24 protein-coding genes are annotated in these 26,963 nt (G+C 69.7%); 11 read left to right on the forward strand and 13 right to left on the reverse strand.

All coding sequences use genetic code 11. The features are described 5' to 3' along the window. Window positions 1-106 precede the first annotated feature (106 nt). Window positions 107-1,048, forward strand: a complete 942-nt coding sequence (gene bla, locus AB0H88_RS42625) for a class A beta-lactamase (RefSeq protein ID WP_357654367.1) — start codon at window positions 107-109, stop codon at window positions 1,046-1,048. A 4-nt stretch (window positions 1,049-1,052) separates the two neighbouring features. On the opposite strand, the gene AB0H88_RS42630 is transcribed toward bla, so the two are convergent. The 5 genes from AB0H88_RS42630 to AB0H88_RS42650 all read right to left on the reverse strand — a co-directional run bounded on the left by AB0H88_RS42630 (window position 1,053) and on the right by AB0H88_RS42650 (window position 5,912). Further along, window positions 1,053-2,030, reverse strand: a complete 978-nt coding sequence (locus tag AB0H88_RS42630) for a LuxR C-terminal-related transcriptional regulator (RefSeq protein WP_357654369.1) — start codon at window positions 2,028-2,030, stop codon at window positions 1,053-1,055. Window positions 2,031-2,095: 65 nt separating this feature from the next. Beyond that, the gene (locus AB0H88_RS42635; protein WP_357654371.1) at window positions 2,096-3,064 is read right to left on the reverse strand and encodes a magnesium transporter CorA family protein; all 969 of its coding nucleotides are present in this window, start codon (window positions 3,062-3,064) and stop codon (window positions 2,096-2,098) included. After that, complete coding sequence (locus AB0H88_RS42640) at window positions 3,064-3,777, reverse strand: DUF72 domain-containing protein (RefSeq protein WP_357654373.1); 714 nt, start codon at window positions 3,775-3,777, stop codon at window positions 3,064-3,066. Before AB0H88_RS42640 ends, AB0H88_RS42635 begins: the two co-directional genes overlap by 1 nt. 43 nt (window positions 3,778-3,820) lie before the next feature. Next, complete coding sequence (locus tag AB0H88_RS42645) at window positions 3,821-4,681, reverse strand: NAD(+)/NADH kinase (RefSeq protein WP_357654375.1); 861 nt, start codon at window positions 4,679-4,681, stop codon at window positions 3,821-3,823. Window positions 4,682-4,748: 67 nt separating this feature from the next. Then, a complete protein-coding gene (locus AB0H88_RS42650) occupies window positions 4,749-5,912 on the reverse strand; it encodes an FAD-binding oxidoreductase (RefSeq protein ID WP_357654376.1) in 1,164 nt (387 codons plus the stop codon). 266 nt (window positions 5,913-6,178) lie between these two features. Here AB0H88_RS42650 and AB0H88_RS42655 point away from each other — a divergent pair, with 266 nt between their 5' ends. Beyond that, complete coding sequence (locus tag AB0H88_RS42655; protein ID WP_357654378.1) at window positions 6,179-7,042, forward strand: SDR family oxidoreductase; 864 nt, start codon at window positions 6,179-6,181, stop codon at window positions 7,040-7,042. Here AB0H88_RS42655 and AB0H88_RS42660 read toward each other — a convergent pair. The 3 genes from AB0H88_RS42660 to AB0H88_RS42670 all read right to left on the reverse strand — a co-directional run bounded on the left by AB0H88_RS42660 (window position 7,031) and on the right by AB0H88_RS42670 (window position 9,270). Next, window positions 7,031-8,089 carry a glycosyltransferase gene (locus AB0H88_RS42660; RefSeq protein WP_357654380.1) on the reverse strand — a complete coding sequence of 353 codons (1,059 nt, stop codon included), beginning with the start codon at window positions 8,087-8,089 and terminating at the stop codon, window positions 7,031-7,033. The two genes, AB0H88_RS42655 and AB0H88_RS42660, sit on opposite strands and share 12 nt — an antisense overlap. Window positions 8,090-8,265: 176 nt before the next feature. Then, window positions 8,266-8,805, reverse strand: a complete 540-nt coding sequence (locus AB0H88_RS42665) for a hypothetical protein (RefSeq protein ID WP_357654382.1) — start codon at window positions 8,803-8,805, stop codon at window positions 8,266-8,268. Between the two features lie 39 nt (window positions 8,806-8,844). After that, on the reverse strand, window positions 8,845-9,270 hold the full coding sequence (locus tag AB0H88_RS42670; protein WP_357654384.1) for a nucleoside deaminase: 426 nt from the start codon (window positions 9,268-9,270) through the stop codon (window positions 8,845-8,847). A gap of 105 nt (window positions 9,271-9,375) precedes the next feature. On the opposite strand from AB0H88_RS42670, the gene AB0H88_RS42675 reads away from it, so the two are divergent. Next, window positions 9,376-10,617: a hypothetical protein gene (locus AB0H88_RS42675; protein ID WP_357654386.1), complete on the forward strand. Its 1,242-nt coding sequence runs from the start codon at window positions 9,376-9,378 to the stop codon at window positions 10,615-10,617. After that, on the forward strand, window positions 10,614-11,837 hold the full coding sequence (locus AB0H88_RS42680) for an MFS transporter (protein ID WP_357654388.1): 1,224 nt from the start codon (window positions 10,614-10,616) through the stop codon (window positions 11,835-11,837). The genes AB0H88_RS42675 and AB0H88_RS42680 overlap by 4 nt, the downstream gene beginning before the upstream one ends. A gap of 10 nt (window positions 11,838-11,847) precedes the next feature. Here AB0H88_RS42680 and AB0H88_RS42685 read toward each other — a convergent pair whose 3' ends face one another. From AB0H88_RS42685 to AB0H88_RS42695, 3 genes are all read right to left on the reverse strand, one after another. Further along, window positions 11,848-13,083 (reverse strand): MFS transporter, encoded by a 1,236-nt coding sequence (locus AB0H88_RS42685; protein WP_357654390.1) that lies wholly within the window; start codon window positions 13,081-13,083, stop codon window positions 11,848-11,850. A gap of 62 nt (window positions 13,084-13,145) precedes the next feature. Then, window positions 13,146-14,342, reverse strand: coding sequence for an FAD-dependent monooxygenase (locus tag AB0H88_RS42690; protein WP_357654391.1), 1,197 nt, complete (start codon window positions 14,340-14,342; stop codon window positions 13,146-13,148). Between the two features lie 124 nt (window positions 14,343-14,466). Further along, on the reverse strand, window positions 14,467-15,291 hold the full coding sequence (locus AB0H88_RS42695) for an SAM-dependent methyltransferase (protein ID WP_357654392.1): 825 nt from the start codon (window positions 15,289-15,291) through the stop codon (window positions 14,467-14,469). 288 nt (window positions 15,292-15,579) lie between these two features. Between AB0H88_RS42695 and AB0H88_RS42700 the strand changes: the two genes are divergently transcribed. Both AB0H88_RS42700 and AB0H88_RS42705 read left to right on the forward strand, forming a co-directional pair. Continuing rightward, window positions 15,580-16,485, forward strand: a complete 906-nt coding sequence (locus AB0H88_RS42700) for a helix-turn-helix transcriptional regulator (RefSeq protein ID WP_357654394.1) — start codon at window positions 15,580-15,582, stop codon at window positions 16,483-16,485. A 178-nt stretch (window positions 16,486-16,663) separates the two neighbouring features. Then, window positions 16,664-17,683 (forward strand): LacI family DNA-binding transcriptional regulator, encoded by a 1,020-nt coding sequence (locus AB0H88_RS42705; protein ID WP_357654396.1) that lies wholly within the window; start codon window positions 16,664-16,666, stop codon window positions 17,681-17,683. Window positions 17,684-17,757: 74 nt separating this feature from the next. Here AB0H88_RS42705 and AB0H88_RS42710 read toward each other — a convergent pair whose 3' ends face one another. Further along, window positions 17,758-19,449 (reverse strand): glycoside hydrolase family 43 protein, encoded by a 1,692-nt coding sequence (locus AB0H88_RS42710; protein WP_357654397.1) that lies wholly within the window; start codon window positions 19,447-19,449, stop codon window positions 17,758-17,760. Window positions 19,450-19,585: 136 nt separating this feature from the next. Here AB0H88_RS42710 and AB0H88_RS42715 point away from each other — a divergent pair, with 136 nt between their 5' ends. Genes AB0H88_RS42715 through AB0H88_RS42735 form a run of 5 tightly spaced genes read left to right on the forward strand, consistent with a single transcriptional unit; the run spans window position 19,586 to window position 26,549 of the window. Next, the gene (locus tag AB0H88_RS42715) at window positions 19,586-20,935 is read left to right on the forward strand and encodes an extracellular solute-binding protein (RefSeq protein WP_357654399.1); all 1,350 of its coding nucleotides are present in this window, start codon (window positions 19,586-19,588) and stop codon (window positions 20,933-20,935) included. A 51-nt stretch (window positions 20,936-20,986) separates the two neighbouring features. Continuing rightward, entirely contained in the window at window positions 20,987-21,913 is a 927-nt protein-coding gene (locus AB0H88_RS42720) for a sugar ABC transporter permease (RefSeq protein ID WP_357654400.1), read from the forward strand. Then, the gene (locus AB0H88_RS42725; protein WP_357654402.1) at window positions 21,910-22,809 is read left to right on the forward strand and encodes a carbohydrate ABC transporter permease; all 900 of its coding nucleotides are present in this window, start codon (window positions 21,910-21,912) and stop codon (window positions 22,807-22,809) included. The genes AB0H88_RS42720 and AB0H88_RS42725 overlap by 4 nt, the downstream gene beginning before the upstream one ends. Window positions 22,810-22,816: 7 nt before the next feature. Further along, window positions 22,817-25,066: an alpha-xylosidase gene (gene yicI / locus AB0H88_RS42730; protein ID WP_357654404.1), complete on the forward strand. Its 2,250-nt coding sequence runs from the start codon at window positions 22,817-22,819 to the stop codon at window positions 25,064-25,066. A 25-nt stretch (window positions 25,067-25,091) separates the two neighbouring features. Then, complete coding sequence (locus AB0H88_RS42735; protein ID WP_357654406.1) at window positions 25,092-26,549, forward strand: GH1 family beta-glucosidase; 1,458 nt, start codon at window positions 25,092-25,094, stop codon at window positions 26,547-26,549. On the opposite strand, the gene AB0H88_RS42740 is transcribed toward AB0H88_RS42735, so the two are convergent. Continuing rightward, window positions 26,538-26,792, reverse strand: a complete 255-nt coding sequence (locus AB0H88_RS42740; protein WP_357654407.1) for a hypothetical protein — start codon at window positions 26,790-26,792, stop codon at window positions 26,538-26,540. The two genes, AB0H88_RS42735 and AB0H88_RS42740, sit on opposite strands and share 12 nt — an antisense overlap. Between the last annotated feature and the right edge of the window lie 171 nt (window positions 26,793-26,963).

The following is a 26,963-nucleotide window of genomic DNA, read 5'->3' on the forward strand; positions in this document are numbered from 1 at the left end:
ATCATGCGTCTACCGATATAGATCCCTTCTCCATATCGATATTGGACATCGCCCGACTCGATCTGCTGTGCTCCTCTCCTCTGACGGACGAGAGCAAGGACATGGCATGCGACACCCCCGCCGCCTCACGGCCGCACTGCAAGCGACCGCGCTGACGGTCTCCCTCCTGGCGGGCGGCGCCTACGGAGCAGGCACCGCCTCGGCCGCGACCGCGCCGTCGCAGGAGGTGAGCGACGGCCAGGCCGCCGCCCGGAAGGAGTTGCGCGCGCTGGAGGTGTCCTTCAAGGGCCGCATCGGCGCGTACGCCCTGGACACGGCCACGGGGAAGACGATCGTCTACCGGTCGGGCGAGCGTTTCCCGCTGCTGTCCACCTTCAAGGCGATGGTCTCCGCCGCCGCGCTGCACAAGGCCCGCACCTCTGACCCAGGGCTGATGGAGCGCGTCGTCCACTGGACGGCCGACGACCTGAAGCCGAATTCGCCGGTCACCGAGAAGCACGTGAAGGACGGGCTGACCGTCGCCGAGCTGTGCAAGGCGGCGATCACCTACAGCGACAACACCGCCGGCAACATGGTGCTGAAGCAGATCGGCGGACCGGCGGGCCTGACCCGTTACTTCCGTACGCTGAAGGACCCGATCTCCCGCCTGGACCGCTGGGAGACCGAGCTCAACGACTGGACCCCCAAGGACAGGCGCGACACCACCACGCCCGCCTCCGTGGCCCGCGACCTCGGGAAGGTCACGACCGGCGACGCGCTCACCGCCAAGGACCGGGAGACGCTGAACGGCTGGCTGATCGCGAACACGACCGGCGGCGCCCGCATCCGCGCCGGCCTGCCCAAGACCTGGACGATCGGCGACAAGACCGGCACCGGCCCGACGTACGGGACGGCCAACGACATCGCCATCGCCTGGCCCAAGAAGGGTGCCGCCCCCATCATCCTGGCGATCTACACCAACCGCCCGGCCGCCGACGCCGCCAACGACGAGAAGGTCATCGCCGACACCGCCACCATCCTCGCCCGCGGTCTGGGCAAGATCTCCTAGCCGGCTAGACGTCGAGGCGGCACAACCCCTCGGCGAGGGCCTTGGTGGTGAGGCGGGTGCGGCTGTCGCAACCCAGCTTGGCGAAGATGTGCTCCAGATGGGTCGTCACGGTGCGGACGCTGAGCACCAGGGCGGCGGCGATCTGCGGGTTGGAGTCGCCGGCGGCCACCCGCGTGAGCACGTCCACCTCCCTGCCGGTCAGCTCGTACGGCAGGGAGCACGGGCGTTCGGCCACCACCGCGCCCTGGAGCGAGCCCTGGAACCCGACGCCGGCCCGCAGCACCCGCACCTCGTGCCAGCGGCCGTCGCGGTCGAGCCAGAGACCTCGGCGGCTCAGCTCGCGTGAGTCGATGAAGGCGCGGGCGAGCCCCGCGATGGCCGGTTCGTCCCACAAAGCCGCCGATCTGTCGACGCCGGGGACCTCGCGGCGGACGCCCAGCCGGTCGAAGGCGGCCGCGAGGAACCCGGCCGGTAAGCCCACCGGGTCGATCACACACCGGGTCAGGTCCGTGACATGCGCCAGCATGGGCGCCACGGCCGCGACCAGCGAGCCGGTGAGCTCGGGAAAGGCCTCTCTGGCCGCCAGGTGCAGCAGGCCCGTGTAGCGGCCCTCGGCCAGGAACAGCGGCGTGGTCAGACCGGCGCGCCACCCGTAAGGGGCGAGATGGCGGCGGAAATAGCGCTCGGTGCCGGGCTCTGGCATCGGCACCGGCGCCCGCGTGGCCATCGCCGTGCGGTAGACCTCCAGCCCGGTGTATTCCTCGGCGGCGTCGCCGTCGATGCGCCGGTGGCCGTCGGAGACGACGCTGTGGTGCCGCCCGCTGGCCGGGTCGAACGCGACGAACTCGTAGGCGTCGACCGGGACCACCCGGCGCAGCGCGGCCATCGCACCGCACGCGCCACCACCGCCGCCGCCCGCCGCCTGGTAGCCGATTTCGGCGAACGCCTGCAGCTGGCGGACGTTCAGGGTGATCTCGGCCACGGTTCTTTATATCAGTGCGTACACGTACACACCGAGGTATCCGACTGCCAGCCGCGCCCCCGCGCCTACAGCCAGTCCTTCTTCTTGAAGATCGCGTACAGCGCCACCGAGGCCACGGCCACCATCGCCGACGCCACCCAGACGCCCCAAGGGTGACCCGCGCCCGGATAGGGCACGTTCATGCCGTAAAAGCCGGTGATCGCGGTCGGCACCGCGATGATCGCAGCCCAGCTGGTGACCCGCTTCATGATCTCGTTCAGCCGGAAACCCTGCTGGGCCAGGCGCGTCTCACGCATGTTGGCCAGCAGATCGCGCAGCGACTCGGTCCACTCCGTCACACGCACCACGTGGTCGTAGACGTCCTCGTAGTAGGGGATCATGACCGGGTCGGCGACCAGCTCCTGGTCGCGGCGGAGCAGGGTGCCGACGACCTCGCGCATCGGCATGGTGATCTTGCGGAAGGCGGCCATGTTCTTCCGCAGGTCGTACATGGTCCGCTGCAACTGCCTGCCGTCGATCGGCGCCTCCTCGAACAGCAGGTCCTCCAGGTTCTCCACCCTGGTGTCGAACTCCTGGACGAGGTCGAACTGCCCGTCGACCACGTAGTCGAGCAGGCCGTGCAGCAGGAACGCCACCCCGTGGTCGGCCAGCCGCTTGGCCGCGTCCCACCGCTTGACCACCTCGCCGATGTCGAAGTGGTCGCTCTCACGGACGGTGACCAGCGCGTTCTTGGTCACGAAGGCGTTGACCTCGACCGGATCGAGACTCCCATCGTCGAAGTGCACCCCGTAGACGGTGATGAACAGGTGATTCTGGTAGATGTCCACCTTCGGGCGTTGGTGGTCGGACAGCACATCCTCGACGGCGAGCTCGTGCAGGCCGAGCTCCTCGCCGACCACGGCGAGGTCCTCCGGCGTCGGCGAGCACAGGTCGAACCAGACCGTATTGGCCCCGTCCTCCAAGTAGTCGGAGACCTCCTCGACCGGGAAGCCCTCCTTCTCCAGGACACCGTTTCGATAAAGGCGGGTATGCACTAGACGAGTTTGGCAAAGCGGATCGCGTTCCGCACGGCCGCTCCCCCTGGATCGTTGTTGAAGTAGACGTAGGCGTCACCCCAACCGGCCTCCTTGACCCGCCCGGCCCAGGTCTTCAGCGCCGTGTCCCCGTACGACGGCCAGGGGGTGGCCCGCCCTTCGTGCAGCCGCACGTATCCCCAGCCGGCGGTGCGCCACAACGGGCTCACCGGCCTGCCGAGCCGGTCGGCCCAGCACAGGGCGGCGTCGCGGGCCGCCAGGATCTCGCGGACCTCGTCCGTCCACCACGACGGGTGCCTGGGCTCGACCGCGACGCGCACGTGCTTCGGGAAGCAGTCAAGGCAGCGGGCCAGCCGGGCCGGATCGGCCTTCAGGGTCGGCGGCAACTGCAGGAGGATCGGGCCGAGCTTGTCCTTGAGCGCCGAGGCGGCGTTCATCAGCCGCTCCACCGGCTCCTCCGGATCGGCCAGCCGCTTGATGTGGGTGAGGAACCGACTGGCCTTGACGGCCATCACGAACCCGTCGGGCGTGCGGTCCCGCCAGCCGGCGAAGGACTCGGGTGAGGGCAGGCGGTAGAAGGCGTTGTTGCTCTCGACGGTGGGAAACGCCTCGGCGTACGTCTCCAGCCAGAGGCGCTGCGGGACCCCCTGCGGATAGAGGATGCCCCGCCAGTCTTTGTACTGCCACCCGGACGTGCCCACCAGCCTCGCCATACCTCGGCGCCTACCCGGCGGAGGGCACCGTACCCATTCATGCTCAGTCGACCTCGGCGCTGCCGTCCACCCGCAGCTTGCGCCGGGCCCGCTCGTAGAACGTCGTCCCCATCCGCACCACGTGGGCCGCGTCCGGCAGGGCGGCCACCGTGACACGGTCACCGGGACACAGATGCCCCAGCACCGCCCCGTCCACCTCCACCGCCAGCCGCCCGCTCGTGGGCAGCAGCTCCAGCGTCACCTCCTCGTCGGCGGGCAGGACCAGCGCCCGGTTGAACGAGGAGTGGGCGGCGGCGGGCACGACCAGCAGCGCCTCCACCCGCGGCGACACGATCGGCCCGCCCGCGGCGAAGCTGTAGGCGGTGGACCCGGTGGTCGTGGCCACGATCACCGCGTCGGCCGCGTAGCGAACGAACGGATCGTCACCCGGCATGACGGAGACGGCGGCCATGCCGTCGCCCGGGATGCGCACCAGGGCGATGTCGTTGAACGCGATCAGCTCCTCGGCCCCGTCGAGCTTGGTCCGCACGGCCATGCGCGGCTCGATCGTGTAGCGGTGCCCGTCGATGGCGGACAGCGTGGCGGGCAACTCCGCGATGTCGATCTCGGCCAGGAACCCCAGCCGCCCCAGGTTCACCCCCAGCACCGGCGTCTTTCGCCCGGCGATGAGCCGCATGGTGCGCAGCATCGTCCCGTCACCGCCGAGGCTCACCAGCAGGTCGGCCCGCTCGGTCAGCGTGTCGACGTCGACCGCCACGGCGCTGCAGTCGATCCGGCCGACCTCCTCCGGGAGCCCCATGACGGTGACGCCCCGGCCGGCGGCCCAGCGCAGAATGGTGTCGATCGCCTCTTTGGAGTCGCGCCGTGGATGCAACACCAGCCCGACCGTCCCGACCATACCCATGTGGCCAGCTTAGGGGCCCGGTCACCCGGCCTGACGTCCGCCGCCCGCCCGTACGGTGTGCCGCCGTTCAGACGATGTTGAGCTCCGGCCTGGCCCCGGCCAGGGCGAAGCGGCCGGCGTCGAAGCCGGTGACATCGACGAACGGCGTCCGGTCGAGGTAGAGGTCGCGGACCACCTCGCCGACGGCCGGGCTCATCAGGAAGCCGTGGCCGGAGAAACCGGTGGCGTAGATGAACCGGTCGACGTCCGGGGCGGTCCCGATGAGCGCGTTGTGGTCCGGCGTCACCTCGTACAGGCCGGCCCATCCGGTGGCGATGCCGGTCTCCAGCAGGGCCGGGGCGCGGCGGGCCATGGCCTCGCCCAGCCTCGGCAGCCAGGCGTCGGACCGGTCGAACTTGAAGCCCGGTGTCTCGTCCGGATCGGACATGCCCAGCAGCAGGCCGGGACCTTCGCGGTGGAAGTAGAACGTGGTGCCGAAGTCGATGGTGAACGTCGTGGGCGGCAGGTCAGAGATCGGCTCGGTGATCAGGATCTGCCTGCGCAGCGGGCTCACCGGCAGATCGACGCCCACCCAGTCGCCTACGGGACGTGACCAGGCGCCGGCCGCGCAGATCACGGTGTCGGTCTCGATGCGGCCGCCCTCGGTCTGGACGGCGACGATGCGGCCGTCCAGCGTCTCGATGCCGGTCGCGGCGCAGTTCGGCAGCAGCCGCGCGCCGAGCCGGCGGGCCGCGCCCGCGTAGCCGAGCACCACGGACTCGGGCGTGCAGTGGCCGTCGGTGGGCGAGTAGGCGGCGGCGAGCAGGCCGTCGGTGTCGATCAGCGGCGACAGCTCCGCGGCCTCGCGCACCGAGATCATCCTGCTGGGCACGCCGAGGTCGTTCTGGATCGCGACGTTCTTCTCGAACTCCGCCACGGCCTCGGGCGAGTCGAGCAGGAACAGGTAGCCCACCTTGTGCAGGTCGATCTCCTGCCCGAACCGGGCGGCGAAGGTGTCGAACGTCTCCAGGCTGCGTACGGCGAGCTGGACGTTGACCCGGTCGGAGAACTGCGCCCGCACTCCCCCGGCGGCCTTGGAGGTCGAGCCGGAACCCAGCGGCCCCTTGTCGACCAGGACCACGTCGGTGACTCCGGCCGCGGCCAGCGCGTAGGCCGAGCTGACGCCCATGGCGCCACCCCCGATGACGACCGCTGAGGCCCGCGCGGGCAGCCGGCGTCCGGTCTCGCTCACGGCCACCTCCTTCCCTGCTCGCTTCCCGCACTCGCTCATGTACGCACTCGCTCATGTATGCGCAGCAGACATCATCGCCCACGCCTCTCGGCGACCGCTGTCCACGGGTCCAGGATCGCCGAACGCCCGGATCCGGGGGAAGCGGTCGAGCACGGTCATCTGTGGGCGTAGCCGAAGAGGTTCTTACTCTTCCACCTACAGCCTTCAGGCCAGAAATATACGACCGACAGACGTTATCCGTACCCGAGCGCGGGCATTCGGGGGCCATGCCCGAGCAACCAGACAGTACGCCACCTGCCCAGAACCAGCCCTATCCCGGACATACCGGGGAGATGGCCCCCGAGCCGCGTGATGAGATGCGCGACTACACCGGCAGCGACCTGCTGAAGGGCAAACGCGCGCTGATCACCGGTGGCGACTCGGGCATCGGCCGCGCGGTGGCCATCGCCTTCGCCAAGGAGGGGGCCGACGTCGCCATCGCCTACCTGAGTGAGCACGAGGACGCCGCCCACACCAGGAAACTGGTGGAGGAGACGGGACAGCGCTGCGTGCTGCTCCCCGGCAACCTGGCCGAGCGCGAACACTGCGCGTCCATCGTCGCGCAGACGGTGGCCGAGCTGGGCGGGCTGGACATCGTGGTCAACAACGTGGCCTACCAGGCGCCGGTCGACTCGCTGGAGGAGCTGACCGAGGAGCAGTGGGAGCACACCTTCGCGGTCAACATCCACAGCTACTACCACGTCACCAAGGCGGCTCTGCCCCACCTCGGCAGAGGGTCCGCGATCATCAACACCTCGTCGATCAACGGTCTGCGCGGCAACAAGTCGCTCATCGACTACGCCACGACCAAGGGCGCGATCAACGCCTTCACCTACTCGATGGCGCAGAATCTCGTCGATCGGGGCATCCGGATCAATGCCGTCGCACCGGGCCCCGTCTGGACCCCGCTGATCCCCGCGACGATGCCGAAGGAGAAGGTCGAGCAGTTCGGCAAGCAGGTACCGATGAAACGGGCCGCCGATCCGGACGAGATCGCGCCCTCGTACGTCTTCTTCGCGGCCGAACGGCTGTCGTCCTACTACACCGGCGAGATCCTGGCCCCGATCGGCGGCGAGACACTACCCGGTTGAGACGGCCGGCGCCGGTGACCCTTCAGCGGCCGATTCCATCAGGCGCAGGTCCGCTTCCAGTCCGGGGGTGACCGGTCTGCGGCAACGCAGGACCCACGGCACCCCGCGTACGGCATCCAGAAAGCCGGCCCGAACCGCCGCATCGTGCCGGACGTCGCGGCCGAGCCGGACCGTGCGGCGCACCGCCCCCGGCAGCCGGCGCCGTAGCCACGCCGTCCACAGGGCATTGCGCGCCTGTATCCGACGGCGGGCCGCCAGCTGCGAGTCCAGCCTGGGCAGCGGGTGATGGTGGGCGACCACGTCGTCCACGTATGCCAGACCCCACCCCGCGCTCACCAGGTCGATCGCGAGCAGCTCCTCTTCCCCGCCGATCATCAGTCGCGCGTCGAAGCCGCCGACGGCCAGGAACGCCGCACGGCGCACCACCACCCCGCAGGCCAGGAAGCCCAGCACGGGCGGACCGGGCAGATCGGCCCGCGCGGGCAGTGGACCGGCCGCCATCTCCGAGGAGACCAGGTCCAGGCTCTCTTGCGGGCCGACCAGCATGCGCGCCGCCACCACCGCCAACCGGGGATGCTCATCCAGCAGCCGGGCGGCGCGCGCCAGGCTTCCGGGCGCCCACCAGGAGTCGTCGTCCGCGAAAGCCACGTAGCCGGTGTCCGCGCGGGCCACGCCCACGTTACGTGCGCCGCAGCCGATGTTCTCCGGCAGGGAGATGACCCGCACCCCGGGATGTTCGCGGGCGACCGCGGCGACGGTGCCATCGGTGGACCCGTTGTCCACCACCAGCACCGGCGGCCGCTCGGGCAGCCGCTCGAGGACGGAGAGGGTTCTCAGCAGCCGGCCGGCCCGATTCATGGTGGCGATCACCACCGAGACCCTGGACGCACCGGACCCGGCGGACGCATGCGGCACGGCGGACTCGTGCGGCACGGCGGACGCATGCGGCACGGCGGACTCGTGCGGCACGGCGGACGCATGCGGCACGGCGGACTCGTGCGGCCGGGCGGTTCGGTGTGCGGAGCGTTGTCGGGAAGTCACGGTCATGGTCCCCTTGCAGCCAGGCGGTTGCTCCGGCGACAACCGTCACGTCGAGCACGTCGCAGCGAGAAGGGGCTGACCATTGGATTCCCTCCTTCATCCCCACATACGCCATTTAGCCGGATAAGGGCTGCTATAAGGGCGGTCAGGCGACGACCGGCGCGTCACGCGGCGCGCCCCGGTCAGGCCCGGTCGAGCCGCTGGAACAGGCCGTACACGAAACGGGCCCGATAGTCCGTGCCCTCGTGGGCGAAGTCGACCACCCAATGCTGCGGCGCCGAGCCCTCACCCTGAGCGGCCCCCGGGAAACTCGTCACGACGTCGCCGACGACGCACCCCCACGGAACCAGGTCCACGAAGGCCAGCGCCTTGTCGCCGTGGGGCCGGACGAACCACTGGTTCCATATCGCGCCATCAGGCCCGAGCAGCACCTCGAACTCCAGGTCCGGCCAGGACGGCAGCGCCCACCGAGCCACCCGGCAGGTCAGGCTCCCGACCGGTGTCGTGCCCTCGTACGGCGGCGGGCCGAGCATCGTCCGCAACGCGGCCAGACCCTTCCTGGTACGGACGGAGTGGGCCATCTTCGTCCACTGCGTGTGCGCGGCGCGAAGCTCGGCCCGGGACGCGCCCATGTCCATGAGCGCGTCCTCCACCCTCTCGGCGTTGAGATCACGCATCCGATGCATCAAGGTCAGCTCGAACTGACGAACCCCGAATCCCATGGTCGCCAGCCTGCCAGGCCCGGCGGCCGAGAACGGGGCTCATTTCCCGATGTCCTCATTCCACAGCGCGGGATGGGCGGCGATGAAGGCGGTCATGAGGTCGACGCATTCCTGGGAGTCGAGCACCACCACCTCCACGCCGTGCCGGGCGAGCCATTCGTGCTGGCCCATGAAGGTCCGGCACTCCCCCACGACGAGACGCGGGATGCCGAACTGGCGGATCAGGCCGCTGCAGTACCAGCAGGGCGACAGCGTGGTGACCATGGTCGTGCCCCGGTAGGTGGGCTGCCGCCCGGCGTCGCGGAACGCGGCGGTCTCGCCGTGCACCGACGGGTCGCCGTCCTGGACCCTGCGGTTGCGGCCCCGGCCCAGCAGTGTGCCGTCCGCCCCGAACAGCGCCGCCCCCACGGGTACGCCACCCTCGGCGAATCCCTTCCTTGCCTCTTCGAGCGCAACTTCCAGCATGTTCCGAATATCCCCGCAGACGGCTGACAACCACCGTGAATTCCTGACGCAACTCTGACCCAGACGTCGCCCGGCGCTGCCGAACGCCTTCCTAGGCTGTGGCGCATGCGACTGCCGAGGATGACGATCATGCTGGGAGCGGTCGCCGTCGCCGCCGCTTCCTGCGGTTCGCCCCCCGCTCCCATGGTGGCCGACCACGCCGCCGCGCCACCGCCGAAGCCGCTGCCGCTGAAGCCGCGACCGCACCGGCACGCGCCGGTAGCCGCACACCCGACCGACGTCTACGCCCACGACCGGCCGGGGATGCTGAGCCCGCGGGTCGCGAAGCTGACCCCTCGCGTGTACGTCCCCAACAGCGAGTCGGACACGGTGGACGTCATCGACCCGCGGACCTACCGGGTCGTGCGCCGCTTCCGGGTCGGCGCCCTGCCGCAGCACGTGGTGCCCTCCTGGGACCTGAAGACGCTGTGGATCAACGAGAACCAGGGCAACCAGCTCGTCCCCATCAACCCGGTCACGGGCCGCCCCGGCAAGCCGGTGCCCGTGGACGATCCGTACAACCTGTACTTCACCCCCGACGGCTCGTACGCCCTGGTCATGGCCGAACGCAACAACCGCCTCGACTTCCGCGACCCGCACACGATGCGCCTGATCCGTTCCCTCGACATGCCCTGCAGAGGCATCAACCACGGCGACTTCACCGCCGACGGATCCGTCTTCCTGGCCAGCTGCGAGTTCTCCGGCCAGATCGTGGCCATCGACTGGCAGCGCCACCGCGTGAAGAAGGTGATCGGTGTGGGGTCGGGCAACATGCCGCAGGACGTCAAGCTCTCCTCCGACGGACGGCGCTTCTACGTCGCCGACATGATGGCGGGCGGCGTGTGGATCATCAACGCCACCACGTTCCGGCGGGTGGGCTTCCTGCGCACCGGCGCGGGGGCGCACGGCCTGTACGTCAGCCGGGACTCGCGGCGGCTCTACGTCTCCAACAGGGGCGAGGGGACGGTCTCCGTCGTCTCGTTCGCCACCCGCAAGGTGGTCGAACAGTGGCGGATCCCAGGCGGCGGCTCGCCCGACATGGGCGGGGTGTCGGCGGACGGCAAACAACTCTGGGTCCGGAAGGTACGACGGAGTCGTCTATGTCCTATCCACCATGACCGGAAAACTGCTCCACAAGATCAAGGTCGGCCGGGGGCCGCACGGCCTGTGCATCTACCCCCAGCCCGGACGCCACTCCCTCGGCCACACCGGCGTGTTCCGATGATCGGCCCACCGCAGGGGCCCGCAGGAAGATCTATAGGCGTTGCCGCCCGGCCGCACAGCCGACCGCGCGATGATGCCGCATGACGAACACCCAGGTCAGAACCCCTTTTCTGCGCGAAGTGGGACGCAACGGGCGGCTCATCATGGCCGCCCGGGCGCTGCGGACCTTCGGCTACGGATGCACCAGCGTGCTCCTGGCCGAGCTGCTCGCCCAGGACGGCGCCGAACCCTGGCAGACCGGCCTGCTCCTGGCCGTGGCCGCGGCCGGCTCGGTGCTCGCCAGCCTGGTGCTGGGCCTGTTCGCCGACCGCTGGGGACGCCGGCGCACGCTGATCGCCTGCGGCTGCCTGATGGCCGTCGCCGGCCTCGCGTTCGCGGTCAGTGAGTCCTATCCCGTCCTGCTCGCCGCCGCCTTCATCGGCACGATCTCGCCGTCCACCAACGACAACACCCCGTTCTCCGGGGTGGAGCAGTCCATCCTCGCCCAGACCTGCGACCCGGTCCGGCACACGCTCCTCTTCACCTGCTACAACGTCACCGCCATGGCGGCCGGCGCCCTGGGCGGGCTGGCCGCCGCCGCGCTGTCGTTCCAGCCGTGGGTGTCGGCCGCCGACGCCGCCTTCGCGATGTACGCGCTGCTCGCCGCCGGCACTGTACTGCTGTTCTGGTGCCTCTCACCGGAGGCCGAGGCAGCGTCTATGGAGAGGTGCCAGACCGGGCCGCGGGTACGGGTGCCGGGGCCGGTCCGCCGCCTGGCCGCGCTGTTCGCCCTCGACGCCTTCTCCGGCGGGATGGCCGTCCAGGCCGTCCTGGCCTGGTGGTTCGCCCACCGCTACGGGGCCACCACCGCGCAGCTCGGCCTGGTGTTCTTCGCCGCCAACCTGCTTCCGGCCCTCGCCCAGCTCACCGCGCCCCTGCTGGCCGCCCGGCGCGGGCTGCTGGCCGCCATGCTGCTCCCGCACCTGGCCGCCAACCTGCTGCTGGCCGGCATCCCGTTCGCCCCGACCCTGGGCGGCGCGGTCGCGCTGCTGCTGCTCCGCCAGACCGTCTCCAAGATCGACGTACCGGCCCGGCAGGCCTTCACCGCCGCCGTCGTTCCCCCGGCCTACCGGACGACCGCGGCCAGCATGACCAGCCTGGCGCGGAGCATCGCCGTGTCCATCAGCCCGCTCGCCGCCACGACCCTGCTCACGGGCACCCTGGTGACCTTGGGCGCGCCCCTCATCGTCGGCGCCCTCCTGGGCATCGGCTACGACATCACGCTCTGGCGCGCGTACCGGACCGATCCCGCGACCGAGGTCTGAGCGCGGCTGCTCATCCGTCCCCCCTCGGTGTACGGGTGCCGCGCATCCCGGCCATCCCCCGGACGAGGAGCAGGCAGGGCGGTATCACCAGCACCAGCGCCGCCGCGCCCAGGAGAACGGCGTGGTCGCCCATGAGGTTCGTCAGCGGCCCGGTCAGCGCCTGGCCGAAGGGCATGAGGCCGAACGTGCTGAGCCAGGCCAGCGAGGTGATCCGCCCGATCAGATGGTCGGGCACCTCCCGGTACATCGCGACGTCCCAGGTGAGGGCGTACGTCTCGACCCCGAATCCGGCCACGAGATAACAGCAGAAGAGCACCCAGACAGAGGGGGCGAAAAGGAGCGCCAGCGGGACCAGCGCGTACAGGGACATCGACCACATGGCCACGATGCCCGGCCGCCGCGGCTGCCAGGCCATCATCGTGATGCTGCTGATCAGACCGCCGGCGCCGTAGAACGCGAGCGCCGTGCCGTACGCCGCGTACGACCCGAACGTCTCCCGGCTCATCAGCGGCAGGAGCACCTGGCTCGGGGCGATCACGAACATCAGGCTGACCGGGGAGAACAGGAGCAGGGCCGACAACCACGGCCGGCGCCCCGCCTCGGCGAATCCCAGCAGCGCCTCACCCAGCAGCGACCGGCGTCTCACCGGCGTCCACGGTGGTTCCGGCACCCGGCGGAACAGCGCCGCGCCGCCCGCGAAGACGACCCCGGCCAGCACGAACGGGAGAAACTCGCCGCCGCCCGCCAGTTGGGTGCCGACCACGGGCCCGGCGATGACGCCCAGGCGCGTACAGATGTTGATGAGGGCCCGGCCGGACACGCGCTGATCTTCCGTCAGCGTGCACGCCAGCATGGCGTTGAAGGCGGGCCGGATGAACGACTCCGCCGCGCCGACGGCGAAGAGAACGGCTGCCAATAACCAGGCGGAAGGACGCTGCCCGAGGACGAGGACCGGGACGACCGCCGCGACGGCGTCCACGGCGAGCATGATCATCAATATCCGCCGCCGGGGAAGGCGATCGGACCAGACGCCCCCCACCAGGAGCAGGCTCAACGACGCGATGCCCTTGGCGGCGAGCACGGAGCCGACCGCGGACGCGTCACCCCCGGCATTGAGCACCGAGACGGTGACGGCGATCGCGAGAACCTGCTCGCCCAGCACGAAGCCGAGCTGCGCCGAAGCGAGCAGCCGGAAGGCGGGATCGCGAAGGACCGCCAGGTTGATGTTCGGCGACGATAACCGCACGGTGTCATTCCCCGCTTTCCGGATCCGGGCCGCCGCGCACCGCAGACCGTCAGGACGACGGTTCAACGCCTGGCAAGATCACTGTAGTCGCGTAGCGTGATGTTCTCGGCGGCCTTGCGGGCCATGTTGGCGGCCATGTTCTTGCCCGGCAGGTAGGGCATGATCTTGTAGTAGCGGTTGAGGAAGGCGGCCAGGAAGCGGCTTTCCGGCACCATGAGCTTGGCGACGCCGTCGCCCATCTTCTGGCAGCCTCTCGCGTACTCCCGCATCTCCTCCTCGTAGCGGGCGAACGCGACGCGGTGGTCGCCGTGGGCGGCGGCCAGTTCGCCCGCCAGGACGTACGCGCCGACCAGGGCGAGTCCCGAGCCCATGCCCGACAGCGAGGAGGGGCAGTACGCGGCGTCGCCGATCAGGGCGACCCGGCCGCGGCTCCAGCTGTCCATGTGGACCTGGCCGACCGAGTCGAAGTAGAAGTCCGGCGCGTGCCTCATGTCCTTCAGCAGCCGATCGCTCTGCCAGCCGTTGGCGGTGAACTGCTCGGTGAGGACCGCCTGCTGCCGCGCCACGTCGTGGCGGTCGAGGTCCATGGCGGGCGAGCCGAAGTAGAAGACGGCCTTGGCCTCGGCGTTGTGGCGGGCGCTGTACATCGCGACGAGCTTGCCCGCGGTGCGGTAGGCGTGTCCGGTGTGATCGAGCCCGAGGTGGTTGGCCGTGGTGAAGATCGCGCAGTAGACGCCGAGGTGCTTGACGAACTCCTCCTCCGGCCCGAACGCCAGGCGCCGGGTGTTGGAGTGCAGCCCGTCCGCGCCGATCACCAGGTCGAACCTGCGCGTCGCGCCGCGCTCGAAGGTGACGGCCACGCCCTGGGCGTCCTCGGCGAGGGAGGTGATGGAGTCGCCGAAGATGTACTCGGTGTAGTCCTCGGTCGCGTCGTAGAGGATGCGGGCGAGGTCGCCGCGGAGGATCTCGACGTCTCCGGAGAACAGATCGGCGGGCAATTCGGCCTGCGGCTTGCCCGCGCTGTTGACGTACGACATGGAGCCCATGCCGGTTCTGGCGCGTTCGATGTCGGCCAGGACCCCCATGCGGCGCAGAACCGACAGATGCGCCTCGCCCCGGAAGTCGACGGCGTAGCCGCCCTCGCGCAGCGCGGGGGCGCGCTCCACGATCGTGGGGGTGAAGCCGTGACGGTGCAGCCAGTAGGCGAGCGCGGGGCCGGCGACGGAGGCGCCGGAGATCAGGACGTTGGTGTTCTTCATGGGAGAAGCTTCTGGGGGAAGGCTCACCGCGGTCTCACCGCCGACTCACCGCCGACTCACCGCCTTCGACGACGGCTTGCCGGAGGGCCTACCGACCGCCTTCGACGACGCCTTGCTGGAGGGGCTACCGCTTGCGTGCCACCCCGCACAGCGCGTCCACCCGTTCCGTGGGGTCCTGGAACGGGTCGGGATCGGGGCGCCACTGCGGCAACGACACCATGCCGGGCTCGACGAGGTCCATGCCGTCGAAGAAGGCGGTGATCTGGCCCTCGTCGCGCAGGTTGTAGGGCACGCCGCCGCCCTCGTTGTAGTTCTCCTGGGCCTGGTCCAACGCCTGGCCGGTGACGAGGTTGACGCCGTCCCACAACGCCAGGTAGCTGCCGGGGGCGAGGCGCTCCATCAGGCTCGCCACGATCTCTTCAGGTCCCTCGTCGTCGCGTACATAGCCCATGATGCCCATCAGCATGAGCGCTACCGGCCGGCTGAAGTCCAGCGTCTTGGACGCGCCCGCCAAGATCGCGTCCGGATCGCGTAAGTCCGCTTCGATGTAGTCGGTGGCGCCTTCACCGGTGCCCACGAGCAGGGCCTGGGCATGCACCAGCACGAGAGGGTCGTTGTCCACATAAACCACTCGACTGGTCGGGTCCGCGTGCTGCGCGAGTTCGTGCGTGTTATCCACGGTAGGCAGCCCGGTGCCGATATCGAGAAACTGACGAATCCCCTGCTCTCGGACCAGATAGCGGACGATGCGGGCCAGCAGGTGCCGAGACAGTTGAGCGATCCTCACGATTTCCGGGAAGTCCCTGCTGAACTCGTCACCGTACTGGCGGTCGACCGGATAGTGGTCCTTGCCACCGAGCCAATAGTTCCACATACGTGCAGCGTGCGGCACAGATGTGTCGATATGCCGGGGAATCGGCGCGCCCTCCACAGGCGATTCGTCCGTCACTAAACCCTCCTCTAATGTCGCCTCCGTGGTCACTGAAACCTAGTGGCCGCGCTTTACCCGCGCTATACCACGAAGGACGATAAAGTTGGATATTTCCGGAGGAAGTGGCGGAGCAGTTCCTCAAGACCGAGCGAGGTCGACCGGCACTCGGCGAAGATGAAACCGAACAAGTGCACGGTGAAGAAGGAGCAGCGGGATGGGACTGACAGGAAATATGGTGTCTCAGCTGTCTCACGTGACAAGATGGTGACGATCGCGGCGTGGCGATTTGCCGAATTGGGAGCATAAATGCTGACTCCTCGGGGCAGTGGCGACTCGACGGAAGTCTCTGGCGACACGTGGCATCGATCCGGGCCGACGGCCTTGCGGATGCTGGTCGGCGTACGTCTGCGTCGGCTGCGCGAGTCCCACGGAATCACCCGCAGTGAGGCGGGATCCGCCATCGGCTGCTCGGCGTCCAAGATCATCAACTTGGAAGGCGGACGCATCGGTCTCCCGCTCGGCGATGTGGCCGATCTGCTCAGCCTGTACGGCGTCGATGAGGACGAACGCCAGATCGTGCTGGCACTGGCCGTACAGGCCAATGCTCCCGGCAGGTGGCAGGACTACCGAGACGTGATCCCCGACGAGTTCGAGGCGTTTCTCGGGCTTGAGCAGGACGCCACGGTCATCCGCACCTACGAGGACCGGCACGTCCCGGCCCTGCTCCAGACCAAGGACTATGCCCGGGCGGTCATCGCGCAGAGCCACGAAGGCGGCGACGCCGAGCTGATCGAGCGCCGGGTCGCCTTGCGGATGCACCGCCAGCGGCTACTGCTGCCACCCACGCCCCGTACGTTATGGGTGGTCATGGATGAGTCGGTGCTGCGCCGTCAGGTCGGCGACAGTGCGACGATGCGCGCCCAGATGGAGCATCTCCACGAGATGCTCAAACTGCCGCACGTCACCCTCCAAGTGCTGCCCTTCGTTCACGGCAAGGGGGTGGACCCCTTCACCCTCCTGCGCTTCGCCGAGGCGGACCTGCCTGATGTGGTCCATCTGGAACAGACCGCCGACGCCCAGTACCTCACCGGGGACGCCGACGTCCGGCCGTACCGCCATCTGCTGAATCAGCTGAGCGTCTACGCGCAACCGGCCGGGGCGACTCCGGAGATCCTCCAGCAGATCATCGGCACACTGTGGTCGGCGCCCTAGCCGGTGGGGGCGAGTCGGCGCGTAGCCGCGCCTTGATGCGGCGGGCCGGGGCCGGAGCCTCAAGCCCGGCTTCGCGTGGTCGCCGTTCCTTCTCCGGCCGGAGTGCGCGGCGGGTGTGACACGATCGACCTGACACCGGGCAGGCCAGGGCGTCGTGGTGGAAGCTGGAGTGAAAGACATGAACCGGGCACCAGGCATGGTGGATGTGGCACGCGAAGCCGGCGTGTCACACGTCACCGTCTCCCGCGTTCTGAACGATCACCCATCGGTCCGGCCGGAGACCCGGGCCCGGGTCGAGGCCGCCATCGAGAAGCTCGGCTACCGCCGTAACAGTGTGGCCCGCGCGCTCAAGAGCCGCCGGTCCTCGACGATCGGCGTGGTCCTCGCCGGTGCCGAGCTGTACGAGCTGCCCCGCGTCCTGCGCGGCGTGCAGGCCGCCGCGCAGCGGGCCGGATACTGGCTCAACCTGGCCGCCTGGCAGGGCGGCACCACCAGGGACCTGACCGAGACGCTGCAGCGGCTCACCGACCAGGCGGTGGAGGCCATCGCGGTCATCGCCGACCGGCCCATGGTGATGGACGCCCTGTCCGAGATCGTCACCGGCGTGCCCATGTCGGTGATCATGTCCGGCAACGTGCCCAACCCGGATGTCGGCTTCGTCGAGCTCGACCAGGAACTCGGCGCGCGGCTGGCCGTGCGGCACCTGCTGGAGCTCGGGCATCGCCACGTCGTTCATCTGACCGGCGCGCTGCGCACCTTCGACGCCCGCGCACGCGTCGAGGGCTGGCGGGCCGCGCTGGCCGAGACGCCGGACACCCACGGCGAGCTGCTCGAGGGCGACTTCACCGGCAACAGCGGCTATCGGCTGGCCCACTACCTCGTCACCCGCCGGACGGGCGAGCTACCGACGGCGATCTTCGCCGGCAACGACCAGGTGGCCATGGGGGTGCTGGCCGCCTTCGCCGAACTCGGCGTCAAGGTGCCCGGCGACATCTCGCTCGTCGGGTTCGACGACATCGCCGGTGCGGCCTACCTGGTGCCCGCGCTCACCACGGTCCGCCAGGACTTCGTCGGTCTCGGCGAGCGGTCCATCCAGCAGCTGCTGCGCATGATGCGGGGCGAGCCGGCCTCCTCCGAGCGAATCGCCCCCGAGCTCGTGATCCGGCGCAGCACGGCACCGCCCCGGCCGCCGCGCTAGCTTCGCGCCAGAGCCGCGCTTACTAGCCCGCCGTCCGGTGCACGCTTACTAGCCCGCCGTCCGGTGCACGCTCGCTAGCCCGCCGTCCGGGGCATGCTGGCCTGCTCGGCGTGGGGCTGGTATTCGAACCAGCGGGCGTACGCCCTTCCGTCGCTGGCGCGGCCGTTGCTGGTCGCGTACAGACCGACGTAGACCCCCACGAATCCGCCCGCCCGCTCGGTACTCAAGGAGGACCGCTCGACGCCGCCCAGGCTGATCCATTGGCCGGTGTCAGCCTCCTTGAGGCGAAAGTCATAGCGGGTCTCGTCTCCCTCGACCGCCAGCACCACCTCGCCCGTCGCCACCGGTACGAAGGCCAGGCGGGTGCTCGCGCCGGCCTGCCGTACGGTCAGCACCACCTGAGCCCTCCCATCGCCGTCCACGGTCAGGGCGAGTGTGGCGTGGTGGTCCTGGTTCTGGAAGACGGCGAGTCCGGCCTCTTCCGCCGGATGGGCCGCGGAGAAGCTGATGCGCGTCCGCGCGGCGAAGCGGACATGCTGCTGGCGCCGGCCGAGGAAGGTGGGCACGCCGGTGGAGCCGAGCGACTCGGCGGCGAGGACGAGGCCGAGGCCGCCCCCGTCGGCCGAGGGACTGACGCGGTCGTCGACGGGGCCCCGGAGGCTGTTCCACTCCAGGCCCAGCACCGGCGCGTCGAAACGCACCCGGCCCGACCCCACGCCGGCACCATCGCCCAGCCCAGCAAAGGCACCATCGCCATACCCGGCGAACGCGCCATCGCCAGACCCGACGAACGCGCCATCTCCCGGCTCCGCGGACTCGCCATCTCCGCGCCCTGCGGTGGCGATCGACGGCAGCCGTTCCGACAGTCGCACGCCGCCAGACTCCGGGGCGAAGACCGGCCCGTGGGCGCCCCAGGCGACGGGCACCAGGAACACCTCGCGGCCCAGCGTGTGCGTGCCCTCGATCGGCCGGACCCCGAGCGCCACGGCCCAGGTCTCGCCGTCGGGGGTGTCCACCAGGTCGACGTGGCCGACGTTCTGGACGGGCTCGGCCGAGCCGCGGTGCCGGTGGGTCAGCAACGGACTGCGCGGATCGGTCACGTACGGGCCGGTGACGGCGTTGGAGCGCGCCGCGGTGACGCTGTGGTTGCTCTCGGTGCCACCTTCGGCGGCGATCAGGTAGTACACGCCGTCCCGCTTGTACAGATGGGGCGCCTCCACCCACGCCCCGCGTACGGCGCCGTGCCACAGCACGTGGGTCGGGCCGACGAGCTTGAGCCGGTCGAGGTCGAGCTCGCGCATCCACAGCTCGCCGGGGCCGCCGCCGGTCGGCTGGAGGGCGTCCCGGCAGGCGGTGAACCAGCACCGGCCGTCCTCGTCGAAGAACAGCGACGGATCGATGCCCTCGGCCTCCAGCGGCACCGGATCCGACCACGGGCCGGCCGGGTCGTGGGCGGTGACGACGAAGGTGACGCTGCCCTGCCGCTTCCTGGCCAGGGTGGAGACCACGTAGAACCTGCCGTCGTGGTGGCGGATGGTCGGCGCCCAGATCCCGTCGGATACGTCCAGGCCCTCCAGCGACAGCGGGCCCGGCCGGTCGAGCACGTGCGTGAGCTGCCGCCAGGTCACCAGGTCCCGGCTGTGGAACAGGGGGATACCCGGGAAGTAGGCGAAGGACGAGGTGACCAGATAGAAGTCCTCGCCGGCCCGGCAGATCGACGGGTCCGGATAGCAGCCGGACAGAACCGGGTTGCGGAAGGTGGGCACGGGGGTGGACTCCGAAGCTGTGTCGGCTCTGTTACGAGCAGGGGGCTTGACAGGATGACAACGTTAACATCAGGTTAGTTCCCAACGCACGACCCGGCATTCCGCCGTGGTGCACCACCCGTCCGAGGAGCCCGTGATGACCCCACCGACCCCCCGCCCGCGCCGTCGCTGGACGATGGCCGCCGCGCTCGCGGTCGCCCTGACGGCGACTGTGGCCGCCTGCTCGTCCGCCGACACGCCCTCCTCGGGCTCCTCGGCCACCGGGGCCGCCAGTGGCCCGGTCACGCTGCAGGTCTGGACCTGGAACCTCAAAGGCAACGATCCACGGGCCAAGGCGATCATCGACAAGTACCACCAGGAGAACCCGAACGTCACCGTCAAGCTGTCGGAGGTCGGCGGAACCGCCGACACCGCCTCCAAGCTGCTGGCCGCCGACCAGGCCGGCGACACCCCCGACGTGGTGCAGGTGGAGTACCGCGGCCTGCCCGCCCTGGTGGTGGCCGGAGCCGTCAAGGACGTCACCGCCGACGTGGCCGATGTCAAGTCCGGCATCGAGCCCAACATCTGGGCCCTGACCACCTTCAACAACCAGGTCTACGGCGTGCCCCAGGACATCGGGCCGATGATGTTCACCTACCGCAAGGACCTGTTCGACAAGTACGGCGCCAAGGTCCCCACCACCTGGGCCGAGTACGCCAAGGCGGCCGAGCAGATTCACAAGAAGGACCCCGAGGCCTACATCGCCAGCTTCTCCGCCGCCCAGCTCGAGTTCTTCGCCGCGCAGGCCGCCCAGGCCGGCGCCCAGTGGTGGAGCAACGACGGCAAGGCCTGGAAGGTCGGCATCGACAGCGAGCCGTCGCTGAAGACCGCCGACTTCTGGGAGGACCTCGTGAAGCGGGACCTGGTCAAGGTCGAGCCGCTGCTCACACCGGAATGGAACGCCCAGATCAACGACGGCAAGCTCCTGAGCTGGGCCGCCGCCGCCTGGGCCCCCAACGTGATCCACTCGGTGGCGCCCGACACCGCCGCCAAGTGGGAGTCCGCGCCGCTGCCGCAGTGGACGCCCGGCGACCCCGCGGTCCCGTTCCTGGGCGGTTCCGCCTTCCTCGTGCCGGCCAAGTCCAAGCACGCCAAGGAGGCCACGGCCTTCGCCGCCTGGCTCGGCGCCTCCGACGAAGGCTCCAAGCTGCAGCTCTCCCTCGACATCTACCCCGGCGGCAACGCGGGACGTCAGGCGACCCTGAGCCACGAGCCGCCCAAGCTGATGCCGCAGCAGAAGGACTTCTACCAGGTCGCCGACCAGGTGATCAAGAACACCACCATCCCGGTGACCTGGGGACCCAACGTGAACGTGTCGCAGACCGCCTTCGGAGACGCGCTCAACAAGGCCGCGCTCAACAAGAGCTCCTTCCGCGAGGTATACAAGGCGACGCAGCAGGCCGTCGTCGCCGACCTGCAGAAGTCCGGCTACACCGTCACCAAGTAAGACGCCGAGGGCCCGTCGGGGCCCTCGGTTCGACCCCATCCTGGACGTCTCATGACCGCCAACCCCGCCGGCCGGCGCCCGCGCCTGCGCAGCGCCGCCACCCCGTGGCTGTTCGCCACACCCGCGATCGTGTTGTTCACCCTGTTCCTGATCATCCCGATCGGTTACGCGATCTATCTGAGCTTCCGCGGCTTCCGCATCGACGGCGGCGGCGCGTTCGGGCGGCGTGTGCAGACTTTCGTCGGCCTCGACAACTACCTCGCCGCGCTCACCGATCCCGAATACGTCGCCGGGCTCGGCCGGGTGCTGCTCTACGGCCTCATCTCCATTCCCAGCGTGCTGGGCCTGGCGCTGCTGTTCGCGCTGCTGCTGGACACCCCCAGGGTGCGGGCGCGCGGGTTCACCCGTACCGCGATCTTCCTGCCGTACGCGGTGCCCGGCGTCATCGCCAGCCTCCTGTGGGGCTTCCTCTACCTGCCCAGCACCAGCCCGCTCAACTACCTCGCCAAACAGCTGCACGCCGGGCCGCTGGACTTCTTCAGCTTTCCCACCCTGTACTTCTCGCTGGCCAACATCGCGCTGTGGTCCGGCGTCGGCTTCAACATGATCATCATCTTCACGTCGCTGCGCGCCATCCCCACCTCCATCTACGAGGCGGCCCGCATCGACGGGGCCGGCGAGCTGCAGATCGCCTGGCGCATCAAGATCCCCCTGGTGGCGCCCGCGCTCGTGCTCACCGGCCTGTTCTCGGTGATCGGCACCCTGCAGCTGTACAGCGAGCCGGCCACGCTGCGGCCGATGTCGACCACCATCAGCTCCACCTGGGTGCCGCTGATGAAGATCTATCAAGAGGCGTTCATGAACGACAATCTCGGCGGGGCCGCCGCCGCCTCCGTCGTCCTGGCCCTGGGCATCCTCGTCCTGTCCATGGTGCTGCTGCGCTTCTTCCAGCGCCGTACCTTCGGGGACAACGCATGAGCGCCACCCTGCAGACCGCGCCCCGCACCGGCGATCGCCAGTTCCGCAGGCGCCGCCGCGCGGGTGTGGCGCGGCGGCCGCGGCTGGCACTGATCGTGCTGCTGCTCGGCGCGCTCTACTGTCTGGCCCCCGTGATCTGGGTGGTCACCGCCGCCTCGAAGACCTCGCGCGAGTTGTTCACCACCTTCTCCTTCGCTCCCGGCAGCGGGTTCTTCGACAACCTCGCCAACCTGAGCGCCTACGGCGATGGCCAGTTCTGGCAGTGGGGACTCAACTCCCTGCTGTACGCCGGTCTCGGCGCGGTCCTGTCCACGCTGGTGTCGGCCATGGCCGGTTATGCCCTGGCCAAGTTCCGCTTCCGCGGCAGCCAAGTCCTGTTCTCGATGATCCTCGCCGGTGTGCTGGTGCCCGGCATCGTGCTGGCCGTCCCGCAGTATCTGCTCATGGCCGCCGTCGGCCTGGCCGGGACCTACTGGTCCGTACTCCTACCGGTGATCATCAACCCGTTCGGCATCTTCCTGTGCCGGGTCTTCGCCAACGCCGCGGTCCCCCAGAGCACCCTGGAAGCGGCCCGCCTGGACGGCGCCGGCGAGTTCCGCATCTTCAGCACCATCGTGCTGCCCATGATGACGCAAGGGCTGGTGACGGCGTTCCTGCTGCAGTTCGTCGGCATCTGGAACAACTTCCTGCTGCCCTTCATCATGCTCTCCGACCAGGACAAATACCCCATCACCCTTGGCCTGTACACGTTCATGGGCAAAGGCGCGGGCGACGGCGACCTGTACTCGCTGGTCATCATGGGCTCGGCCGTGTCCGTCGTCCCACTGATCATCCTCGTCCTGGTCCTCCAGCGCTTCTGGCGCGCCGACCTGCTGGCCGGCGGATTGAAGGGATGATCACCTGATGAAGTTCACCGATGGCCTCTGGCAGCTGCGTCCCGGCGTCACCGCACTGTACGCCGCCGAGGCCCATGACATCTGGACGGAGGACGGGACGGTCACCGTGACCGCGCCCACCACCGTCATCCACCGCCGGGGCGACACGCTCAACCGGCCGGTGCTCTCGCTGACCCTGTCCTCACCGCTGCCGGACGTGATCCGCGTACGCGTCGACCACCACGTGGGAGGCGGCGAGGAACGCGGCTTCGACCTGCTCGGCGCCGAGGACGGCCACGGCGTCGTCAAGGCGGACGACACGAACGGGGCCACGCTCACCAGCGGCTCGCTGAGCGCGACCATCGCGCCCGGAGCCCCGTGGAACCTGTCCTTCCACGCTGACGGACGGCCGCTGACCTCCAGCGGCCACAAGTCCATCGGCTACTTCCGGCTCGCCGAGGACGCGCACGTCGATTCGGCGCCCGTCGGCGCCGCTCGTTCCTCCGTCCATCTCGCCCAGCAGCTCTCGCTAGGCGTGGGCGAGGTGGTCTACGGGCTGGGGGAACGCTTCGGTCCGCTGGTCAAGAACGGCCAGACCGTGGAGATCTGGAACGCCGACGGCGGGACCTCCTCCGAGCAGGCCTACAAGAACGTGCCGTTCTACCTGACCAACCGCGGATACGGCGTCTTCGTCAACCATCCCGGGCACGTCTCGTACGAGATCGGGTCGGAGGCGGTGCAGCGGGCGCAGTTCTCGGTCGCGGGAGAGAGCCTCGAATACTTCGTGATCTACGGGCCGACGCCCAAGCGGATCCTCGAACGCTACACCGCGCTCACCGGCCGTCCCGCCCGCCTGCCCGCCTGGTCCTACGGCCTGTGGCTGTCGACCTCGTTCACCACCGACTACGACGAGCCGACCGTGAGCTCGTTCATCGACGGCATGGCCGAGCGCGACCTGCCGCTGTCGGTCTTCCACTTCGACTGTTTCTGGATGCGCGAGTTCAACTGGTGTGACTTCGCGTGGGACCCGCGCGTCTTCCCCGACCCCGAGGGCATGCTCGCCCGCCTGCGCGCGAAGGACGTGCGCGTCTGCGTGTGGATCAATCCCTACATCGCCCAGCGCTCGCCGCTGTTCGCCGAGGCCGCCGAGCGGGGCTTCCTGCTGAAGCGTCCCGACGGGTCGGTCTGGCAGTGGGACCTGTGGCAGCCCGGCATGGGGCTGGTCGACTTCACCGATCCCGAGGCGACCCGGTGGTTTCAGTCCAAGCTGCGCGCACTTCAGAACCAGGGAGTCGACGCTTTCAAAACCGACTTCGGGGAGCGCATCCCGCTCGACGTCGCCTATTTCGACGGGTCCACGCCCGAACGGATGCACAACCTCTACACCCACCTCTACAACACGGCCGTGTTCGAGGTGCTGGAGGAACAGCGCGGCCGGGGCGAGGCGGTGCTGTTCGCGCGGTCGGCGACCGCCGGCGGCCAGCGACTGCCGGTCCACTGGGGCGGCGACACGGGATCGACCTACGAGTCCATGGCGGAGAGCCTGCGCGGCGGCCTGTCGCTCGCCTTCTCCGGCTTCTCCTTCTGGAGTCACGACATCGGCGGCTTCGAGGGGACCCCGGATCCCGGCGTCTTCAAGCGCTGGGTAGCCTTCGGACTCATGTCGTCCCACTCGAGGCTCCACGGCTCCTCGTCCTACCGTGTGCCCTGGGCCTTCGACGAGGAGGCGGTCGAGGTGACCCGCCTGTTCACGAAACTCAAGCTCCGCCTGATGCCGTACCTGTTCCAGGTGGGCGTTCAGGCCCACGAGAGCGGGACGCCCGTCATGCGGCCCATGGCGATGGAGTTCCCCGAGGATCGCAACGTCGCCCATCTCGACACCCAGTACATGCTGGGCCCCGATCTGCTCGTCGCGCCCGTCTTCAGCCCCGACGGCAGAGTCGAGGTCTACCTGCCGGACGGCACGTGGACGAACCATCTGACGGGCGAGCGCGTCGAGGGCGGACGCTGGCGCACCGAGACGCACGGCTTCACCTCGATGCCGATCTACGTACGCGAAGGCGCCGTCCTGCCCGTCGGAGCCAGGGACGACCGGCCGGACTACGACTACCTCGACGGCCTGACCCTCCGCGTGTACCCGGGACCGGACGGCGAGACCACCCTCACGGTGACCGACCAGGCCTCCGGCGAGTCGACGCCGTTCACCATCACGCGCTCCGGCGGCCAGGTCTCGATCTCCTCCTCCCGCACCTCCGGCTGGACCTACGAACTCGCCTGACGGCGCCACGAAACGAGGACCCCGCATGACGCCCAACCGCGACGACTACCGCGAATCCGGCCTGACCTTCCCCGCCGGCTTCCTGTTCGGCTCCGCCACCGCCGCGTACCAGATCGAGGGCGCGGCCACCGAGGACGGGCGCGGGCCGTCCATCTGGGACACCTTCTCCCGCACGCCCGGCAAGGTGTGGAACGGCGACACAGGAGACGTGGCCGACGACCACTACCATCGCCTCGAAGCGGATCTCGACCTCATGAGCGAGCTCGGGCTGGAGGCCTACCGCTTCTCGATCGCCTGGCCGCGCATCCAGCCCACCGGTCGCGGCCCGGCCAACCCGAAGGGGCTGGACTTCTACAGCCGCCTCGTCGACGGTCTCCTGGCCCGCGGGATCACCCCCGTCGCCACCCTCTACCACTGGGACCTGCCCCAGGCGCTGGAGGACGAGGGCGGCTGGGCCGACCGCCGGACGGCGTACGCCTTCGCCGACTACGCCCGTATCGTCGGCGAGGCGCTGGGCGACCGCGTCGCCGTATGGACGACCCTCAACGAGCCCTGGTGCTCGGCCTACCTCGGCTACGGCTCGGGCGCGCACGCACCCGGCCGTACCGACGGCGCCGCGGCCCTCGCGGCCGTGCACCACCTCAACCTGGCGCACGGCCTGGCCGTCCAGGAGCTGCGGCAGGTGGTCACCAACGCGCCCCAATACGCGATCACGCTCAACTTCCACGTCCTGCGGGGCGCGGGCGACGGCGGCGAGGAGGCCGTGCGCCGCATCGACGCCCTGGCCAACCGCGCCTTCACCGGGCCGCTGCTACGCGGAGAGTACCCGGCCGACCTGCTCAAGGACACCGCCGGCGTCACCGACTGGTCGTTCGTCCACGACGGTGACCTGGCCGTCATCCACCAGCCCCTCGACCTGCTCGGCGTCAACTATTACTCGACCACGACCGTACGTCTCTGGGACGGCGCGAGCCCGCGGCAGAGCAACGACGGCCACAAGGACATGGGCGGCTCGCCCTGGCCCGGGGCCGACCAGGTGGAGTTCGTCGAACAGGCCGGGCCGCACACCGACATGGGCTGGAACATCGACCCGGGCGGGCTGGAGGAGCTCCTCCTCCACCTGCACGCCGAATTCCCCGGTCTGGCCCTCGTCATCACGGAGAACGGCGCGGCCTTCCCGGACGAGCTCACCGTCGAGGCCGACGGGACGCGCGCGGTTCACGACGCTCTGCGCGCCGACTATCTCCGGCGCCACTTCGTGGCCGCCCACCGCGCGCTCCAGAGCGGCGTCGACCTGCGCGGGTATTTCGTGTGGTCCCTCATGGACAACTTCGAGTGGGGGTACGGCTACTCCAAGCGGTTCGGCATCGTGCACGTCGACTACGACACGCTGCGGCGTACCCCGAAGGACAGCGCGCACTGGTACCGCGACCTCATCGCCGACCGCACCATCCCGGCGCTTTCGATTGATTCAATCGGTTGAGAGCGCGCGCGGGCGGGAATCCGTCTCCTGCGAGGCCGCCCACGACGCGAGCAGGCGCAGCGCCTCCTCCGAGGGCGAACTGGGCTCGGCGGCGTAGAAGGCTCGCGCGAGCCGGTTGGCGGCCAGGACATCCATCCGGCCGTTGCGGACGAACGTGCACCCATCGGTGACGGTGTCGAACACGCCGGCTGACACTCCGGCGAGGGCGCCTCGCTCGAGTTTCGAGTAATACTCGATGCTCACGTCGGCCAGTGTGGCGACCTCGCTGCGCCGGAGCCCCGGGACCCGGCGATTGCTGCCGGCGGCTCCCTGGCCAGGGCCGGGGGGGGGGGGGGGGGCCCCCCCCCCCCCCCACCCCCCCCCCCCCCCCCCCCCCCCCCACCCCCCCCCACCCCGAAAAAGGCCACCACCGCG

Origin of the sequence: Nonomuraea sp. NPDC050680, from assembly GCF_040654555.1 — a bacterium.
Taxonomy (GTDB): Bacteria; Actinomycetota; Actinomycetes; order Streptosporangiales; family Streptosporangiaceae; genus Nonomuraea.

Coding starts and splice junctions, on each gene's coding strand:
- bla (WP_357654367.1), top strand. CDS start 107: ATGCGACACCCCCGCCGCCTCACGGCCGCACTGCAAGCGACCGCGCTG.
- AB0H88_RS42640 (WP_357654373.1), bottom strand. CDS start 3,777: ATGGCGAGGCTGGTGGGCACGTCCGGGTGGCAGTACAAAGACTGGCGG.
- AB0H88_RS42645 (WP_357654375.1), bottom strand. CDS start 4,681: ATGGGTATGGTCGGGACGGTCGGGCTGGTGTTGCATCCACGGCGCGAC.
- AB0H88_RS42655 (WP_357654378.1), top strand. CDS start 6,179: ATGCCCGAGCAACCAGACAGTACGCCACCTGCCCAGAACCAGCCCTAT.
- AB0H88_RS42660 (WP_357654380.1), bottom strand. CDS start 8,089: ATGACCGTGACTTCCCGACAACGCTCCGCACACCGAACCGCCCGGCCG.
- AB0H88_RS42665 (WP_357654382.1), bottom strand. CDS start 8,805: ATGGGATTCGGGGTTCGTCAGTTCGAGCTGACCTTGATGCATCGGATG.
- AB0H88_RS42670 (WP_357654384.1), bottom strand. CDS start 9,270: ATGCTGGAAGTTGCGCTCGAAGAGGCAAGGAAGGGATTCGCCGAGGGT.
- AB0H88_RS42675 (WP_357654386.1), top strand. CDS start 9,376: ATGCGACTGCCGAGGATGACGATCATGCTGGGAGCGGTCGCCGTCGCC.
- AB0H88_RS42680 (WP_357654388.1), top strand. CDS start 10,614: ATGACGAACACCCAGGTCAGAACCCCTTTTCTGCGCGAAGTGGGACGC.
- AB0H88_RS42690 (WP_357654391.1), bottom strand. CDS start 14,342: ATGAAGAACACCAACGTCCTGATCTCCGGCGCCTCCGTCGCCGGCCCC.
- AB0H88_RS42700 (WP_357654394.1), top strand. CDS start 15,580: ATGCTGACTCCTCGGGGCAGTGGCGACTCGACGGAAGTCTCTGGCGAC.
- AB0H88_RS42705 (WP_357654396.1), top strand. CDS start 16,664: ATGAACCGGGCACCAGGCATGGTGGATGTGGCACGCGAAGCCGGCGTG.
- AB0H88_RS42715 (WP_357654399.1), top strand. CDS start 19,586: ATGACCCCACCGACCCCCCGCCCGCGCCGTCGCTGGACGATGGCCGCC.
- AB0H88_RS42720 (WP_357654400.1), top strand. CDS start 20,987: ATGACCGCCAACCCCGCCGGCCGGCGCCCGCGCCTGCGCAGCGCCGCC.
- AB0H88_RS42725 (WP_357654402.1), top strand. CDS start 21,910: ATGAGCGCCACCCTGCAGACCGCGCCCCGCACCGGCGATCGCCAGTTC.
- yicI (WP_357654404.1), top strand. CDS start 22,817: ATGAAGTTCACCGATGGCCTCTGGCAGCTGCGTCCCGGCGTCACCGCA.
- AB0H88_RS42735 (WP_357654406.1), top strand. CDS start 25,092: ATGACGCCCAACCGCGACGACTACCGCGAATCCGGCCTGACCTTCCCC.